Origin of the sequence: Saccharopolyspora shandongensis, from assembly GCF_900106995.1 — a bacterium.
In the GTDB taxonomy this organism is placed as follows: Bacteria; Actinomycetota; Actinomycetes; order Mycobacteriales; family Pseudonocardiaceae; genus Saccharopolyspora; species Saccharopolyspora shandongensis.
Window position 1 is genome coordinate 256,048 of record NZ_FNOK01000004.1, and the last position, 16,129, is coordinate 272,176.

The 16,129-nt window shown below is 69.7% G+C and carries 15 protein-coding genes and 2 tRNA genes; 5 read left to right on the plus strand and 12 right to left on the minus strand.

Translation table 11 applies throughout. The features are described 5' to 3' along the window. Positions 1-56 precede the first annotated feature (56 nt). Positions 57-554: a PadR family transcriptional regulator gene (locus tag BLW84_RS06155; RefSeq protein WP_177226309.1), complete on the minus strand. Its 498-nt coding sequence runs from the start codon at positions 552-554 to the stop codon at positions 57-59. A gap of 294 nt (positions 555-848) precedes the next feature. Here BLW84_RS06155 and BLW84_RS06160 point away from each other — a divergent pair, with 294 nt between their 5' ends. Next, on the plus strand, positions 849-1,130 hold the full coding sequence (locus tag BLW84_RS06160) for a hypothetical protein (RefSeq protein WP_245760961.1): 282 nt from the start codon (positions 849-851) through the stop codon (positions 1,128-1,130). Positions 1,131-1,191: 61 nt separating this feature from the next. Here the strand turns inward: BLW84_RS06160 and BLW84_RS06165 are convergent. The 3 genes from BLW84_RS06165 to BLW84_RS06175 form a co-directional block, all read right to left on the minus strand. Then, a tRNA-Met gene (locus tag BLW84_RS06165) sits at positions 1,192-1,265 on the minus strand. A gap of 402 nt (positions 1,266-1,667) precedes the next feature. Next, a tRNA-Met gene (locus BLW84_RS06170) sits at positions 1,668-1,744 on the minus strand. Positions 1,745-1,895: 151 nt separating this feature from the next. Further along, the gene (locus tag BLW84_RS06175; RefSeq protein ID WP_093262428.1) at positions 1,896-4,790 is read right to left on the minus strand and encodes a UPF0182 family protein; all 2,895 of its coding nucleotides are present in this window, start codon (positions 4,788-4,790) and stop codon (positions 1,896-1,898) included. Positions 4,791-4,991: 201 nt separating this feature from the next. Here BLW84_RS06175 and BLW84_RS06180 point away from each other — a divergent pair, with 201 nt between their 5' ends. Further along, positions 4,992-5,522, plus strand: a complete 531-nt coding sequence (locus BLW84_RS06180) for a PPA1309 family protein (protein ID WP_093262254.1) — start codon at positions 4,992-4,994, stop codon at positions 5,520-5,522. A 47-nt stretch (positions 5,523-5,569) separates the two neighbouring features. Here the strand turns inward: BLW84_RS06180 and BLW84_RS06185 are convergent, their stop codons facing one another. Next, the gene (locus BLW84_RS06185) at positions 5,570-6,595 is read right to left on the minus strand and encodes a YlbL family protein (protein WP_093262256.1); all 1,026 of its coding nucleotides are present in this window, start codon (positions 6,593-6,595) and stop codon (positions 5,570-5,572) included. Between the two features lie 80 nt (positions 6,596-6,675). Between BLW84_RS06185 and BLW84_RS06190 the strand changes: the two genes are divergently transcribed. After that, on the plus strand, positions 6,676-8,085 hold the full coding sequence (locus BLW84_RS06190; protein WP_093262258.1) for a zinc-dependent metalloprotease: 1,410 nt from the start codon (positions 6,676-6,678) through the stop codon (positions 8,083-8,085). Between the two features lie 45 nt (positions 8,086-8,130). On the opposite strand, the gene BLW84_RS06195 is transcribed toward BLW84_RS06190, so the two are convergent. Beyond that, positions 8,131-8,688: a M48 metallopeptidase family protein gene (locus BLW84_RS06195; RefSeq protein ID WP_093262260.1), complete on the minus strand. Its 558-nt coding sequence runs from the start codon at positions 8,686-8,688 to the stop codon at positions 8,131-8,133. A gap of 224 nt (positions 8,689-8,912) precedes the next feature. On the opposite strand from BLW84_RS06195, the gene BLW84_RS47265 reads away from it, so the two are divergent. Both BLW84_RS47265 and BLW84_RS06200 read left to right on the plus strand, forming a co-directional pair. Further along, positions 8,913-9,062 (plus strand): DUF5679 domain-containing protein, encoded by a 150-nt coding sequence (locus tag BLW84_RS47265; protein ID WP_010693945.1) that lies wholly within the window; start codon positions 8,913-8,915, stop codon positions 9,060-9,062. A 321-nt stretch (positions 9,063-9,383) separates the two neighbouring features. Then, on the plus strand, positions 9,384-10,694 hold the full coding sequence (locus BLW84_RS06200) for an ABC1 kinase family protein (RefSeq protein ID WP_093262262.1): 1,311 nt from the start codon (positions 9,384-9,386) through the stop codon (positions 10,692-10,694). A 33-nt stretch (positions 10,695-10,727) separates the two neighbouring features. Here the strand turns inward: BLW84_RS06200 and BLW84_RS06205 are convergent, their stop codons facing one another. The 6 genes from BLW84_RS06205 to nudC form a co-directional block, all read right to left on the minus strand. Then, complete coding sequence (locus BLW84_RS06205; protein WP_093262265.1) at positions 10,728-11,612, minus strand: methyltransferase; 885 nt, start codon at positions 11,610-11,612, stop codon at positions 10,728-10,730. Positions 11,613-11,855: 243 nt separating this feature from the next. Continuing rightward, entirely contained in the window at positions 11,856-12,074 is a 219-nt protein-coding gene (locus BLW84_RS06210) for a hypothetical protein (protein WP_093262267.1), read from the minus strand. Further along, complete coding sequence (locus BLW84_RS06215; protein ID WP_093262269.1) at positions 12,071-12,454, minus strand: WhiB family transcriptional regulator; 384 nt, start codon at positions 12,452-12,454, stop codon at positions 12,071-12,073. The genes BLW84_RS06210 and BLW84_RS06215 overlap by 4 nt, the downstream gene beginning before the upstream one ends. A gap of 117 nt (positions 12,455-12,571) precedes the next feature. After that, positions 12,572-12,784, minus strand: a complete 213-nt coding sequence (locus BLW84_RS46015; RefSeq protein WP_143060870.1) for a hypothetical protein — start codon at positions 12,782-12,784, stop codon at positions 12,572-12,574. Between the two features lie 148 nt (positions 12,785-12,932). Continuing rightward, on the minus strand, positions 12,933-15,017 hold the full coding sequence (locus BLW84_RS06220) for an ATP-dependent DNA helicase UvrD2 (protein WP_093262430.1): 2,085 nt from the start codon (positions 15,015-15,017) through the stop codon (positions 12,933-12,935). A gap of 177 nt (positions 15,018-15,194) precedes the next feature. Further along, positions 15,195-16,121 carry an NAD(+) diphosphatase gene (gene nudC, locus BLW84_RS06225; protein WP_093262271.1) on the minus strand — a complete coding sequence of 309 codons (927 nt, stop codon included), beginning with the start codon at positions 16,119-16,121 and terminating at the stop codon, positions 15,195-15,197. Positions 16,122-16,129 lie beyond the last annotated feature (8 nt).

Below are 16,129 nucleotides of genomic sequence, written 5' to 3' on the forward strand. Positions count from 1 at the left end.
CGGTCATGAGCGGTTTTGGCCGTTGTGGCGACCGCCACCGCCCGGTCCGGGGTGGTTCAGTCCGGAATCGAGTCCAGCAGCTTGATGATCGCCCGGTTGTAGGACACCGTGAAGTCCGCGGCGGCCTTCTCGTACGGGTCGGTCGCGGCCTTGGCGGCGTTCTTCGCCTCGTCCATCTTCACCGCGTACTGGCCGCGGGCCGACTCGACCAGCCCGGCGCGCTGCTTCGGGGTCAGGGAACCCGAGTAGGCCAGGCGGAGGATCAGCGGGCTGCGGACGTTGTCCGGTCCCGGCTCGGTGTTCAGCCACGACTTGAAGGCGCGCTTGCCTGCGGCCGTGATCGCGTACTGCTGGCTCGAGCGCGGTCCCTGCTTGCCGAGGCGCAGCAGGCCGGCGTCGGTCAGCGCGGGCAGCTCGCGGTAAACCTGGCTGCGGGTCACGCTGAAGAACCCTCCGAAGCGCTCGGTGGCGGCCGCAACCAGCTGGCCACCGGTCTTCGGACCTTCGTGCAGTAGTCCCAACAGGGCAGCGGATGTCGCATTCAGCTCGGTCACATCTGCCACGGTGCCATGCCACCGCGTCGCTGTCCACAGTGGTCCCCAGTTCTGTCCACAGTGGTTGCAGTGGGCTGGTCCAAGTGGACGAACGGTTGCGCCATTGGCGCGCGCTCCGGACGACTGGCGAAGCAGCGACCCCGGACACGGGGCGCACACGCGGGCGGCCTGGCGGCTGCACTCATTGCGACGAGCATTACCCGGGTTCGCCTGGATGGGGGGTCTTCCTGGCGCAATGAGGTGCTATCACGCTCTGGAGCTGCCCAACTATGACAGGCGACACGCACCCTGCACTTGGCCGACCAGTCGGCGGCCGATGAGGGGCCGGTTCAGGAGGTGCGGAGCGTGCATCGCAGTTGGTTGCGTACCAAGGTCAACGAGAGCAAGACCAAGATGACCAACAAGGTCACCGAGCAAGCGAAGCGAGCCAAGGCACTGGTGCCCATGCAGAGAGACGGCGAAGCGGACTCCTGCATCGTCTGCGGGCGAGCGATGCGCCCGACGAACACGGTCCGAGGAGATGGCCGGGTCTGCTCCCCGGCGTGCGCCCGCCAATGGGCCAAAGGCCTCTCATAGGAGAACGATCCGACAAAACGGAAAGCCCCCGACCGAAGTCGGGGGCTTTCCGTTCGAATAGTAGCGGGGACAGGATTCGAACCTGCGACCTCTGGGTTATGAGCCCAGCGAGCTACCGAGCTGCTCCACCCCGCGCCGTGTGCGTTTTTCTGTTGTACGGAGTACTTTACACACCCCGAAAAAGCCGGAAACAGGGGGGTCCCCAAACCCCAAAACCCCCACCCCACCAGCCAAAACCAACCAAGACCACCAGAACCCCACCAAGCAACCAACAGAGGACCAACGACCACCGAACCACCACAAGCGCCGAGCCCCACCCAACGCAAGACCCCATCGCACGCAAGTCCCCGCACCGATCCGCACGACAGAACCAACAGGCTGGTCCAGAACCCAGGCCGGGAACGCTCCCCGAGGCGAGGAGCAAGCGAAAAGCGACCACCGCACCGTGGGGGCCTACGGGGGCTCGGCCCCCGTATAGGAATTAAGACAAAGGAAAAAAGCCCCCCGACGCCAGTCGGGGGACTTTGACCATTCCAATGGTAGCGGGGACAGGATTCGAACCTGCGACCTCTGGGTTATGAGCCCAGCGAGCTACCGAGCTGCTCCACCCCGCGTCGTTGTGTCACTAACCTTACGGGCCGGTGGACCATAGTGCAAATCCTCTGGCCACAGAAGTGACGCACGTCATTTGCACTCGATCGGACGCCGGAAAGACGACGGGGCGGGGACCGCCTGCGCAGTCCCCGCCCCGGTTGCCGTTGCCGATCAGCCGCCGGTGCCCTGCGCCTGCTCGAAGCGCTTGATCGCGTCGTCGAGCTGCTGGTAGGCCGAGCCGAGGTCGGCGAAGTTGCCGGACTGCTGGGCCTTGCGGACGTGCTCCAGGGCCGCCCGGATGTCGGTGACCGCCTGGGACAGCTGGGGCGTGCCAGGGGTCTGCTGCGGGGGCTGCTGGTTCTGGGCCGGCGGCGGCTGCTGGCCGTTCTGGCCCGGGTTGGTGGCCTGTCCGGCGCCCGAGCCGAACACCTGCTCCAGCGCCCCGGACAGGGTCTCGGAGAAGCCGACCTTGCCGCCGAAGGACACCAGCACTCGGGCCAGCTGCGGATAGGAGTTCTGCTCGTTGCGCTGGATGTAGATCGGCTCGACGTACAGCAGCCCGCCCGCGACCGGGAGGGTCAGCAGGTTGCCGAAGATCGCGGTCACGTTCGGGTTGTTGAACAGCGTCCGGTTCTCGGTGACCGCCGGGGTCGACTCCATCTGGTTCTGGACCTGGTTCGGACCCGGTGTCGAGTTGTTGGTCGGCAGCCTCAGCACCGTCAGCTTGCCGTAGTTGTCCGGCTCGGAGGATGCCGACACCCAGGCCGCCAGGTTCTCGCGGCGCAGCGCGGTGAGGGCGCTGGTCAGCTGGAACTGCGGCTGGCCCTGCTCGCCGACCTGGGCGAGCACGTAGTACGGGGGCTGCTGGCCGTTGGCGGTGGCGGTGTTGCCGCGGCCGGTCGGGTCGGACGGCACCTGCCAGAAGGTCTGGTTCGAGAAGAAGTCGCCCGGGTTGTCGACGTGGTACTGGGTGAGCAGCGAGCGCTGCACCTTGAAGATGTCCTCCGGGTACCGGAAGTGGTCGCGCAGCTCAGGGGTGATCTCGCTGGCCGGCTTGACCACGCCCGGGAAGACGCCCTCCCATGCCTTGAGCACCGGGTCCTTCTCGTCGACCGAGTAGAGGTCCACGGTGCCGTCGTAGGCGTCGACGGTCGCCTTCACCGAGTTGCGGATGTAGTTGATCTGCTGGTTGGGCTGCCGCTCGACGCCGGTGAGGGTGTCGTTGGTGGCCTCGCCGAGCTCGGTCAGCTCCGCGTACGGGTAGTTGTTCAGCGTGGTGTAGCCGTCGACGATCCACTTGACCTTGCCGCCGACCACGGCCGGGTACGGGTCGCCGTCGAGCTTGAGCCACGGCGCGACCTTCTGCACCCGCTCCCGCGGGTTCCGCTCGTAGATGATCTTCGAGTCATCGCCGATCGCGCCGCTGAACAGGAAGTTCCGCTCGCCGTAGTAGGCGGCGAACACCATGCGCTGGAACAGGTTGCCCACCGGGACACCGCCCGCGCCGGTGTAGGTGTACTGCTGCTGGTCGGTGTCGTACTCGCGGGGCGCCTCGCCCGGGTTGCCGCCGACGATCGCGTAGTCGTTGCGGCCCACCAGCTCGCCGTAGTACACGCGCGGCTGCTCGACCGGGATCGCGCCCTGGCCGTTGTTGGCCACGTCGCTGATCTGGAACACCGGGTAGCCGCCCTGGGTGGCGCCCTCCTTGAACGTGGAGTCGACCCGGTCGGCAGGCGCGGCGACGAAGCCGTTGCCGTGCGTGTAGACGGTGTGCCGGTTGATCCAGTTCTGCTGGTTCACGGCCAGGCCGTCGGTGTTGATCTCGCGCAGCGCGACCAGGTAGTCGCGCAGCTGGCCGTTGGCGTCCCGGTACCGGTCGACGTCCAGCTTGTCGGTGAACCCGTAGAAGTTGTACTGCTGGGTCAGCTGGGTGAACGTCGGGGCCAGCACGTTCGGGTCGAGCAGCCGGATGTTCGGGATGGTGCCCTTGTCCGCGGCAACTTCGGCCGGCTGCAGCTGGGTGCGGCCCGGGTAGTCGATGAACTGGACGTTGGGCTCGCCGATGTTGAAGGCCGCCTTCGTCGCCTGGAGGTTGCGCTCGATCGACTGCGCCTCCCGCTCGTTCGCGTTGGGGCGCACCGAGAACTGCTCCATCAGCGCCGGCCACACCGCGCCGACCACCACGCTGGAGAGCACCAGCAGCACCGTGGCCAGGGCCGGGATCTGCAGGTTCTTCAGGAAGATCACCGCGAAGAACGCGATCGCGCAGAACACCGCGATGCACATCAGGATCAGCTTCGCCGGCATCACCGCGTTCAGGTCGGTGTAGCTGGCACCGGTGAACAGCGGGTTGCGCTGCGACAGCAGCAGGTCGTAGCGGTCCAGGAAGTAGTCGACCGCCTTGAGCAGCACGAACAGGCCCGCCAGCACGGCCAGCTGCACCCGCGCCGGCATGGACAGCTGCCCGGAGCGGCCGGCCAGCCGGATGCCGCCGAAGATGTAGTGCGTGATCAGCGCGCCGATGAAGGACACGGTGATCGCGATGAACGCCCACGACAGCAGGAACCGCCAGAACGGCAGCTCGAAGGTGTAGAAGCTGATGTCCTTGCCGAACTCGGGGTCGACCTGCCCGAACGGCACGCTGTTGAGGAACAGCTGGAGGGTCTGCCAGTCGGCCTGCGCGGCGAGCCCACCGATCACGCCCACCACGATCGGCAGCCCGAGCCCGAAGAGCCGGGAGCGCTCGGTGGCCACGGTGCGGTACCGGGCCAGCGGGTCGTCCGGGCCGCTGACCGGCACGAACACCGGCCGGTTGCGGAAGGCCAGCCACAGGTTCAGGGCCAGCACGCCGCCGAGGAAGACCGCCGCGGCCGCCCCCAGTCCGACGCGGGACAGCAGCTGGGTGGTGAAGACCTGCCGGTAGTGGACCTCACCGAACCACAGCCAGTCCACGTAGGTGCCCAGCATTCGCGATCCGGCGATCAGGGCGACCAGCACGATGCCGCCGAGGATCAGCAGGATCCGGCTTCTCCGGGACAGTTTCGGCATTCCTACCGGGGGCCGCATGGCCACAACGCACGCTCCTGGTGACGATCAGCAGGCCTGGGACGGTACCGGTGGTTCGGCCGCCCTCGTGATGTTCAACTCTACGACCCCTCCGTGAAGTTCCTGGAAGCGGCTTCGCGAACTGGATTAAGCGGACATCTTTCACAGGTCATCGGATCGGCCGGCGGCGGCCGCCCGGCCCGGCGGTGCGACCATTACGGCATGCCACCGGAGACCCCCGAGGACCTGGCCGCGGCGCTGCCGTCGGCCGCTCGCGAGATCGAGGAGTTCGTCCACGCCGCGGGCTGGGACCAGCCCACCCAGGTGTTCGCCCTCGTGCCCACCGGCCAACTGCTGGCCGCCGAACCCGGGCTGGCCGACCAGCTCGACCCGGCCTCGCCGCTGACCCCGATCGCGCAGGAAGCGCTGCCCGCCGAAGACCTCGCCGAGGCGTTGAGCGGCATCGCGTGGCCGGAGCAGGTGGCCGGCTGCGCGGTGGTGCAAGAGATCGTGGTGCTGCCGCCGGAGGCGGAGGCGGAGCTGCCCGGCGACAGCGAGCGGGACCGGCAGGTCGCCGCCGAACACCCGGCCCGCCACGAAGCGCGACTGGTCGCGGCGGTGCTGCGGGACGGTGGCGAGACGTGCGTGATGCGCCTGCGCGCGTCCGACTCGGAGCCCGGCGACGAGCTCATCCAGGACCCGTCGCTGGCCCCGAACCTGCTCACCGCGCTCCACGCCACCTTCGCGGACTGACCGGTTCGCGGTGGAGGTCGGCGTGCCGATCTCCACCGCGCCGCGGATCAGCAGCTGGCGGGAACCTGGCCGCCGCGCAGGGCATCGAGGGCCTTGGTCGCGTCGCCGAGGTTGGCGACCTTGGCGAGCTGCAACCCCTCCGGCGCCTGCGCCTTGGCCTCGGCGCAGTTGCCGGCCGGGACGAGGAAGGTCGTCGCGCCCGCTTCGCGGGCCTTGACCATCTTGAACGGGATGCCGCCGATCGGGCCCACCTCGCCGGTCGGGCTGATCTCGCCGGTGCCCGCGACGAACTGACCGCCGTTGAGCTCGCCCGGCGTCAGCTTGTCGATGATCGCCAGGGTGAACATCAGCCCGGCGGACGGGCCGCCCACGTCGGCCAGGCTGATCTTGATGTCGAAGTTGACGTCCGGCCGGTCGATCGCGGCCACGCCCAGGAAGCCCTGCGGGTCAGTGCCCGGGTTCGGGCCCAGCTGCACGCTCGCGACCTGCTCGGGCTGGTCGGCGTGGCGGAACCGGATCTCCACCCGGTCGCCGGCCTTGGTGCCGACCAACGCCGCCTTCAACGAGGCCGGATCGGTGACCGGCTTGCCGTTCGCGGCCAGCAGGTGATCGCCGGGCTCCAGGACGCCGTCCGCCGGGCTGCCCTTGACGATCTCGCCGACCAGGACCTTCATCGGGTAGCCGAGGTAGCGCAGGGCCGCGGTCTCGGCGGTGGTCTGCGAGTCGCTGAAGGCCTTGGTGTTCTCCTGCTCGATCTCCTGCTCGGTCTTGTCCGGCGGGAAGTACAGCTCGCGCGGCGCCAGCGCGTACCGGCCGCTCACCCACAGCCCCAACGCGCCGAACAGGGACAGCTGATCGGTCACCGACACCGTCGTCATGTTCAGGTGCCCGCCGGTCGGGAAGGTCTGCTGCCCGTCGATGCCGATCACGGGGACGTTCCCGTCCATCCCGAGGGTGTCGTAGGTCGGCCCCGGACCGAGCGCCACGTACGGCACCCGGGCGAACGCGCCGAGCAGACCGAAGGCGACTACCAGTACGACACTTGTCAGCAGCGTCCACGTACGGCGGTTCACGAGGTGACAGCGTACGTGTTCGCGTCCAGCGAGCTCCGGACACCTTCTGTGAGGTGGCGAAGGCCGCGTACCGTGGAACTATGACCAACTTGCCGTTCGGGTTCAGCTCGCAGGACCCCGACGATCCCGACAAGGGCGACTCGTCGCAAGGCCGCTCTGAGGGCGGCGCCGGAGGCTCCGGGGACATGCCCGGTTTCGGCTTCGGCGGCATGCCGGGACCGGGCGGCATGCCGAACTTCGACATCGGCCAGCTCGGCCAGATGTTGACCCAACTCGGCCAGGCGCTCAGCCATTCCGGCGGCAGCGGCTCCGGCCCGGTGAACTACGAGCTCGCCAAGCAACTCGCGGTGCAGCAGCTGCACAACAACCAGCGCACCGAACGCCCGAGCCAGGACCAGGTCAAGGCGATCGAGGACGCGGTCCGGCTGGCGGAGCTGTGGCTCGACGCCACCACCTCGCTGCCCGCCGGCGTCCGGTCGGTGCAGACCTGGTCGTCGGTGGACTGGGTGGAGAAGACCCTGCCCACCTGGCAGCGGCTGTGCGACCCGGTCGCGCAGCGGATGTCCAGCGCCTGGCTGGAAGCGCTGCCGGAGGAGGCGAAGCAGGCCGCGGGCCCGCTGCTGTCGATGCTCGGCCAGATGGGAGGGATGACCTTCGGCTCGCAGCTCGGCAACGGCCTCGCCCAGCTCGGCGGCGAGGTGCTGACCTCCACCGACGTCGGCCTGCCGCTCGCCCCGGCCGGTACCGCGGCGCTGCTGCCCGCGAACATCGAGCGCTTCATCGAGGGCCTGGACCGGCCGATCAGCGAGGCGACCGTGTTCCTCGCCGCCCGCGAGGCCGCGCACCACCGGCTGTTCAGCCACGTCCCGTGGCTCGGCCAGCGGCTGCTTGCGACCGTGGAGGAGTACGCCCGCGGCATCCACATCGACACCTCGGCGCTGGAGGACCTGGCCGGCAAGGTCGACCCGACCAACCCGAGCTCGATGCAGGAGCTGATGGGCTCCGGGATGCTCGAACCCAAGACCACTCCCGAGCAGCAGGCCGCGCTGAACCGGCTGGAGACGCTGCTCGCGCTCGTCGAAGGCTGGGTCGACGTGGTCGTCGCCGATGCCATCGGCGAGCGGCTGCCAGGTGCCGGCGCGCTGGGCGAGACCGTCCGGCGGCGGCGCGCGACCGGCGGGCCGGCGGAGCAGACCTTCGCCACGCTCATCGGCCTGGAGCTGCGGCCCCGCCGGATGCGCGACGCCGCGAACCTGTGGCGGCTGATGACCGAGCGGCACGGCGTCGAGAGCCGGGACCGGATCTGGGACCACCCCGACCTGCTGCCGGACAGCTCGGACCTGGACGAGCCGCTGGACTTCGCCGATCGCTGGGGCTCGGGCTCCGCGGACCTGGACGACCCGATCGCCGCGATCCGCCGCGCCGAGGCCGACGAGGCGGCGAAGTCCGACGACGAGGGCGACGATTCGCCGAAGCGCGACGAGAACTGACCGAGCGCGGACGGGGCACTTCCGGACTCCCGGAGGTGCCTCTCGTCATGTGCGGGCTTCGGCCTCTTCCGCGTCGTCGTCCAGCCCGATGCCGAGCTGGACGGCCGCGGACACCCCCTCCAGGTAGCCGATGGCCCGCTCGGTCTTCGGGTAGCGGCGCACCCACTTCCAGAAGTCGGCCCCGTGGCCGGGCACCAGCAGGTGCGCGAGCTCGTGCACGAGCACGTAATCGAGCACCCATCCGGGTACATCTCGGAGGCGCTGACTCACCCGAATGGTGGCGTCGCTGGGCGTGCAGGAAGCCCACCTCGTGCGCATCGGTGGCACCCACCGAACACCCTGCGGTTGCGCCCGGCCGTCGAGGTACTTCGCGGACAGCTCGCGGCACCGCTGGATCAGTGCTTCGTCGGACTCCCGCGCGGGCGAGCGCCGACGTGTCTCGCTGCGTTGCAGGCGGCTGAGCATGTCCGCCACCCAGCGCTTTTCCTCCGCGCGGCTCATCCGCGCCGGGAGAAGCACCACGATCTTGTCACCGTCGCGATAGGCGCTCACCGTCTGTCGGCGGCGCTTGCTGCGGCGCACCTCGACCTGGGGTTCAGCCACGGGAGTGGACCTTAGCGAGTGCGCCCGACAAACGGCCCGCGCTGTGAGCCGGACCTCAGCGCTCACGCATCGTGATCCCCCGAGGGATTACTCCGTTAAGTCGAACATGCGATGCTCGTAATGCATGCATGTCGAATGGCCCACATGTACCGTTCCCCCAGCCGCCCGGAGGTGGGCAGACGAGCCAGCAACGACGCTGGATCACGACATGAAGGAGGGGAGCCGTGGCCGAGACGTACAACGGCTACTGCGTGAAGTGCCGGGAGAAGCGCGACTTTTCCGGCGAGGTCTCGGAGACCAACGGTCGCCGAATGGCGAAGGGCACCTGCCCGGTCTGCGGCACCAAGATGACCCGCATCCTCGGCAAGGCGTGACCGGGCACGGGTGGGCCGCCGCTCAGGCCGCCCACCCGCCCGCATCTCCGACGCTTCGCTCCGGCGTTCGACATCGCATCCGCCGCGCCGGAGCCAGGGGGATACATCCGTGTTCAGCTCGGCCTGGAGGGCTGAGGAGCCGACCTGTTTGCCCTTGTCCGGCGGAATCGCGAATGCGACCGGTGGCGCAAACCTGACGGCCAACACGTCGATCACGCCCCAAGGTGCCGCAGGGAACCTCTAGCATGTGACTGGGTTTCTCGATTTCGAATACCTCTTCGGACGTCGAGAGGGTTTTCCTGCGCGCATCAAGGAGAATTCGTGGCCGACATTCCCCGCCGGGCGGCACACCGCACCGCGAAGCTCGCCAGCCTGCCGCTCGGTGTCGCCGGCCGCCTGGCCGCCGGGTGGGGGAAGCGGCTCACCGGGCAGAACCCGGCAGAGATCAGCGCCGAGGTGTCGGCCAAGACCGCTGAGCAGGTGTTCGCGGTCCTCGGCCAGCTCAAGGGCGGCGCGATGAAGTTCGGCCAGGCGCTGAGCGTGTTCGAGGCCGCTGTGCCGGACGAGATGGCCGGCCCGTACCGCGAGGCGCTGACCAAGCTGCAATCCGCGGCACCGCCGATGCCCGCGAGCAGCGTGCACCGGGTGCTCGCCGAGCAGCTGGGCTCCGCCTGGCGGAAGCGGTTCGCCGAGTTCGACGACACCCCCGCCGCGGCGGCGAGCATCGGGCAGGTGCACCGGGCGACCTGGCACGACGGACGCGAGGTCGCGGTCAAGGTCCAGTACCCGGGCGCGGACGAGGCGCTGCGCTCCGACCTGCGCCAGCTGATCCGCTTCTCCCGCCTCTTCCAGTCGCTGGCCCCCGGCGCCGAGGTCAAGCCGCTGCTCGCGGAACTCCAGGACCGGATGGTCGAGGAGCTCGACTACCGCATCGAGGCCGACAACCAGCGGGCGTTCGCCAAGGCGTTCCGGGGCGACGATGCCGTCCTGGTTCCGGCCGTGATCGCCAGCGCCCCGAAGGTGGTCGTCACGGAGTGGGTGACCGGCAAACCGTACGCCCAGATCATCGCCGACGGCGAACGGGAGGAACGCGACGCGGCGGGGCGGCTGCTCGCCGAGTTCCACTACTCCGCGCCCGCCCGGGCGGGCCTGCTGCACGCCGACCCGCATCCCGGCAACTTCATGCTGATGCCGGACGGTCGGCTCTGCGTGATCGACTTCGGCGCGGTCTCCCGGCTGCCCGACGGTGTGCCCGCGACGTTCGGCCGCATGGTCCGGCTCGCCCTGGAGGACAAGTCCGACGAGCTGCTGGAATTGCTGCGCGCGGAGCGGTTCGTGCAGGCCGATCGGGAGATCCAGGCCGATGACGTGCTGGCCTACCTGGCGCCGTTCGTGGACCCGGTCCGCACGCCGATGTTCCACTTCACCCGGCGCTGGTTGCAGCGCCAGGCCGAGCGGGTCGGCGACCTGCGCAGCCCGGACTTCCGGACCGGACGGTCGCTGAACCTGCCGCCGGACTACCTGCTGATCCACCGGGTCACGCTGGGCGCCACCGGGATCCTCTGCCAGCTCGACGCCGAGGTCGGCGCCCGCGACATCATCGCCCGGTGGCAGCCGGGCTTCTCCGACTGATCGCTTACTCGCGGACCGCGGACCGGGTGGGCCTCAGCTCGCCGGCCGGGTGCCGAGGTGGACCGTGTTGGCCGTCAGGTAGTACACGTCGTCGCGGGTTCCGGCGTAGTGCTCGCCGGATTCGTCGAGGAGCTCGTCCAGCGCCGCCAGGTCCGCCGGCCCGACGCGGTTCTCCGCGTCCCTGCGGAGGAACTGCAACCGGCGGAGCACCGCCTGCAGGGCTACTCCGGACACCGGAGCCGGGCGGTCCACGAGGTAGCTCCACGAGCGCACGTCGGCCAGGCCCGCCTCGGACAGCGCCTTGCCCCACCCCATCGGCATCCGGACCGTGCCGGTCATCTCCGCCCGCATCTGCCGGAACCAGTCCTGGCGGGCGGCGGTCAACCGGGCTTCCAGCCCCGGTTCGGCGAGGCCGACGTCCGGCGGCAGCACCTTCGTTTCGAGCCCGAACTCGACGATCGCCAGCCTCCCGCCCGGGCGCACCAGGTTCGCCAGCCGGCGCACGCCGGCCAGCTGATCGGGCAGGTGGTGCACGACGAACGCCGCGAAGACCACGTCGGCCTGCGCGGGCGCCCCGGCCTTCGCGATGGCCTCCGCGAGCGAGTCGTCGGCGGCGTCCGCTTGGACGGCGTGAACCTCGACCCGGTCGGAGACCTGCTTGACGCGGGCTTCCGCCGCCGCGAGCAGTTGCGGCGCCGTGTCCACGACGGTCAGCGCACCACCGGAATCCGCCAACTCCGCCGCGAACGCCGCCGCCGTGCCACCCGCCCCGGCGCCTATCTCGATCACGTTGCGATCGGTCGGGCGCAGCAGCTTCGCGACGAGTTCGGCGATCTCCGGCGCGTTCAGCTCATCGCCGTCCCGGAGCCGCTGCAGGTGCTCGTCCCAGTCGATGTTGTCGTGCGAGTGTCCAGTCACGGGGCATCACGATACGGGCAATGCCCCGGCCGGTGCTCCGTGTTGTCAAGGTGCGCGAGCGCTCGAGCGCATCGAGTCTCGTCCTGCGCAAGGGATTCCGGTCGCCGGGATCGCGGACTTCCCGACCGGCGGGCGCGGCCGGGAAGTCCGCATGGAACGACGACTGGAATCCGTTGCGGCGCAAGCCAATTCAGAATTGCACCGCTATCGAATGCTATCGAGCCGATCCCGATCTCGGGCGGCTCACGGACATCGCGATGCCTGCTGCGCGCGCCGACCGGCGTAGTCGGCGAGCCAGCGCCACCAGCGGCCGGCCGAGATCTCCCGGGCTAACCGATGTCGATGAGCCTCGTCGATCAGCTCGTTACTTCGTATCCGGGACAGGTCCTCGGGCATGAACATGCGTACCTCGCTCTTGATCCGGTTGCCGGTGATGGGGTCGATGGTTCGGTGGTAGGTCATGCCGCTCGCTCCTGGCCTCGCCGCGCGGGCCGGCCCGCGGCCGGGGTGTCGGCGGGCAGCGGGTGCTTGCGCGGACGGCCGCGCGGACGCTTGCGGGCGACCACCGCGCCGCGCTCGAAGATCTCGCCACCCCAGACGCCCCACGGCTCGCCGCGGGACAGCGCCCCGGCCAGGCACTCGGCCTTGATCGGGCAGGCGGCGCACAGCGACTTGGCCTGGTCCAGCTCCCGCGGGTTCTCGGCGAACCACAGGTCGGGGTCCTGGCGGCAGGGCAGTCGGCTTTCGAGCGTCGCGGGGCTGCCGAACAGGCCGGCCACGGTGTCCTCGTCTGCCAGCAAGCCCTCGGCCGAGCTGGATATCGGCACACTCGCGGTCAACATGAAACTTCCTCCAGTAGTTGATCGGCGGCAGGTTGTGAATGAAGGGAAAACAGGAACGACAAGAAGGCCGCGGACCCGTTGCGGGTCCGCGGCCTTCAAGAAGCCTGAGAGACGTTCCTAGATCAGTGGATCGAGGAATCGCCTACGAACGGACCGACATGGGTCGACAACAGTCAGCGGGATCGCGTTGAACCAGCGCGGCTGGAACTTTCGGCCATAGCCGGCTTCGTGCTCGGCAGCAGCTGGGAATGGCGCGAAAGTGACGTGGAACGGCGCGATGGCCCCGGCCATGAGGTGGCTCGGGGTGCTCGACATCAGAATCGTGGACACCAAGGCCACCTCCCTTCGGGGATCAGGGCCGCGGTTTCTCCCAACCACGGCTCGCGCTCTTGCAGGTTATTGGCACCACCGTGCCGGTCGCAACGTATTTTTCGAAGAATCCGCTCGATCGCTTGAAAAAGCCGTGCGACCAGGCGTTTCAGCGCGTGTCTCGGCGGTCACCCTGGATCAGGGCGAGCACGTCGGAACCGAACTTCTGGAGCTTCGAGGCCCCGATCCCGGAGATGCCCACCATCGCGCTCGCGTCCAGCGGCCGCTGCTCGGCGAGCGCGGTCAGCGTCGCGTCGGTGAACACCACGTAGGCGGGCACCTTCAGCTGCCGGGCCCGCTCGCTGCGCCACGCCTTCAACTGCGACAGCAAATCTTCGTCCACATCAGACGGGCAGTCCGCGCAGCGGCCGAGCTTGATGTCCATCGTGCCCGTCAGGGCGGCGTTGCAGATGCGGCAATGCGGCTTCGCGGCCTTCGGCCGCGACATCAGCTCGCGCTGCTTGACCTTGTTGGGCAGCGCCGCCGGATGTTCGTCCGGCACCAGGCTGTACAGGAAGCGGCTGCGCCGGCGGTAGCGGCGGCCACCGGCGCGCGCCAGCGCCCACGACAGGTAGAGGTGCTCGCGGGCGCGGGTGACCCCGACGTAAAGCAGACGGCGTTCCTCCTCGACGGCCGCGTCGGTGTCGGCGTGCATGATCGGCAGGGTTCCCTCGACCAGGCCCACCAGGAACACCGCATCCCATTCGAGGCCCTTGGCCGCGTGCAGCGAGGCCAGGGTGACGCCCTCGACGGTCGGCGGATGCTGGGACTCGGCGCGCGCGTCGAGTTCCGCGACGTAGCGGGCCAGCCCCGCGTCGGGCTCCGCGGCGGTCAGCTCCTCCGCGAGCTCCACCAGCGCGATCAACGACTCCCACCGCTCACGCGCGGCGCCACCGGCAGGCGGCTCGTCGGTCAGGCCGACTTCGCGGAGCACGGAACGGACGGTCGCGGGCAGGTCTTCCTCATCGGCGCCGTGCGCGATCGCGGTGCGCAGCGTGGCCATCGCCTGCCGCACCTCCGCCCGCGCGAAGAACCGTTCGCCACCGCGCACCTGGTAGGGGATCTCGGCGTCGGACAGCGCCTTCTCGTAGACCTCCGACTGCGCGTTGACCCGGAACAGCACCGCGATCTCCGACAGCGCGACGCCTCGCTTGGCCAACTGAGCGATCTTGCGCGCGATCGCCTCGGCCTCGTCGGTCTCGTCGTCGTACTCGGCGAAATCCGGCCGGGGCCCGTGCGGGCGCTGCCCGACCAGCTTCAGCCGGGTGCCCGCCGGCCGTTCCCGCGCCGCGCCGATGACCTGGTTGGCCAGGCCCACCACCTGCGGCGTCGACCGGTAGTCCCGCTCCAGGCGCACCACCGTCGCCTCCGGGTACTTGCGTGGGAAGCCGATCAGCCACTTCGGCGACGCGCCGGCGAACGAGTAGATCGTCTGGTTCGCGTCGCCCACCACCGTGAGGTCGTCGCGGTTGCCCACCCACGAGTCGAGCACCCGCTGCTGCAGCGGGTTGACGTCCTGGTACTCGTCCACGACGAACGACCGGTACCGGCCGCGGAACTCCTCGGCGATCTCCGGCTGGTCGTCCAGGATCGCCGCGATGTGCAGCAGCAGATCGTCGAAGTCCAGCATCTGCGCCCGGTTCTTGAGCTGCTCGTAGGCCGCGAAGGCCTTGCTGAGCTGCTCCGGGAGCACCGGTGTCTCCCGCCCGGCGGCGGCCGCGGCTGCCGGGTACTGCTCGGGCCCGATCAGCGACGACTTGGCCCACTCGATCTCGCCGGCCAGGTCCCGCACGTCCTCCCGCTCGGTGGACAGCCCGAGCTTGTTCGCCGCCTGCATGACCAGCCGGAACTTGTTGTCCGTCAGCTGCCACATCTGCGTCTCGTGCACGCGCGGCCAGAAGTAGCGCAGCTGCCGGAAGGCCGCGGCGTGGAAGGTCTGCGCCTGGACGCCGGCCCCGCCGAGCGCGCGCAGCCGGGTGCGCATCTCCCCCGCCGCCCGGGCGGTGAAGGTCACCGCGAGCACCTGCTGCGGCGCGACGAGGCCGCGCTGCACGAGATAGGCGATGCGATGGGTGATCGTGCGCGTCTTCCCGGTGCCTGCGCCTGCCAGGACGCACACGGGGCCGCGTGGTGCGACGACCGCCTGCCGCTGCTCCGGATCCAAACCTTCCAGGAGTCGCGGCTGTTCGGTCATGCCCGGCATCTTCGCAGACCTGCTCCCGCGTTCGAGGCCACACCCCGGCACCCGCAACCGCGTGTCGGCCGTGATCCGCCGGCGAGAACCGGGCCCGCAGCCGCGCTGAACTGCGGAGGAGGGCTGCTCATGCGGACGCGCGGAGCCGGCCGGGAAGGTCCCGACCGGCTCCTCGCATCAGTCCTGCCAGGTGGCCCAGCCCTTGATCATGCGGTAGGCGATGGACACCCCCGGCGGCAGGCGCAAGCCGTCGACCGCCTCGCCCTCGGACTCCAGGGCCGCCCGGACCGTGTCGCGGTGCACCCAGCGGGCGTCCTCGATCTCCCCGTCCGCCGGAATCAGCGGCGCCGACGGGTCCGCGATCGCGGCGAAGCCCAGCATCAGCGACCGCGGGAACGGCCACGGCTGGCTGCCGAGGTAGCGGACGTCCGAGACCGCCACCCCGACTTCCTCCGCGATCTCGCGCGAGACGCAGGCCTCCAGCGACTCACCGGACTCGACGAAACCGGCGAGCACCGAGTACCGCTCCGGCGGCCAGATCGGCTGGCGGGCCAGCAGGACGCGATCCGCGCCGTCGTGCACCAGGCAGATGACGGCCGGGTCGGTGCGCGGGTACTCCTCGCGATCGCAGCCCGTGCAACGCCGGGCCCACCCCGCGCGGACCCGCTTCGTCGCCGCGCCGCACACCGCGCAGTAGCGGGCATTGTCGTGCCAGCTGAGGAGGCCGACAGCGGTGGTGAACAGACCGGCGTCGGTGTCGTTGAGCAGACAACCGCCGGTGCGCAGGTCCCGCCAGTCGTCCTGGGCTCCGTCGCGCTCGCTGCGCAAACCCCAGTAGCCGATCTCGTCCTCGACGCCGAGCAGGACGGCGTTGGGGACCGGGCCTTCGCCGAAGTCCGTCGCAGGGTGCACCACGAGCCGCGAATCCTGGCCGATCTGAGTGCGTCCCTTGGCGTCCACCAGCACGACCCGTCCGGTGGCCCACAGCTGGGCCCCGCCGTCCGGGGCGTCCCGCAGCGTCTCTCTGCGGTCCACTGTGGACCTGGACAGCAGGGGCGCGGAATCCAGCTGGAAACCCGCCCCGGCCAATACCTCGGTAGTCATCTGCCCGC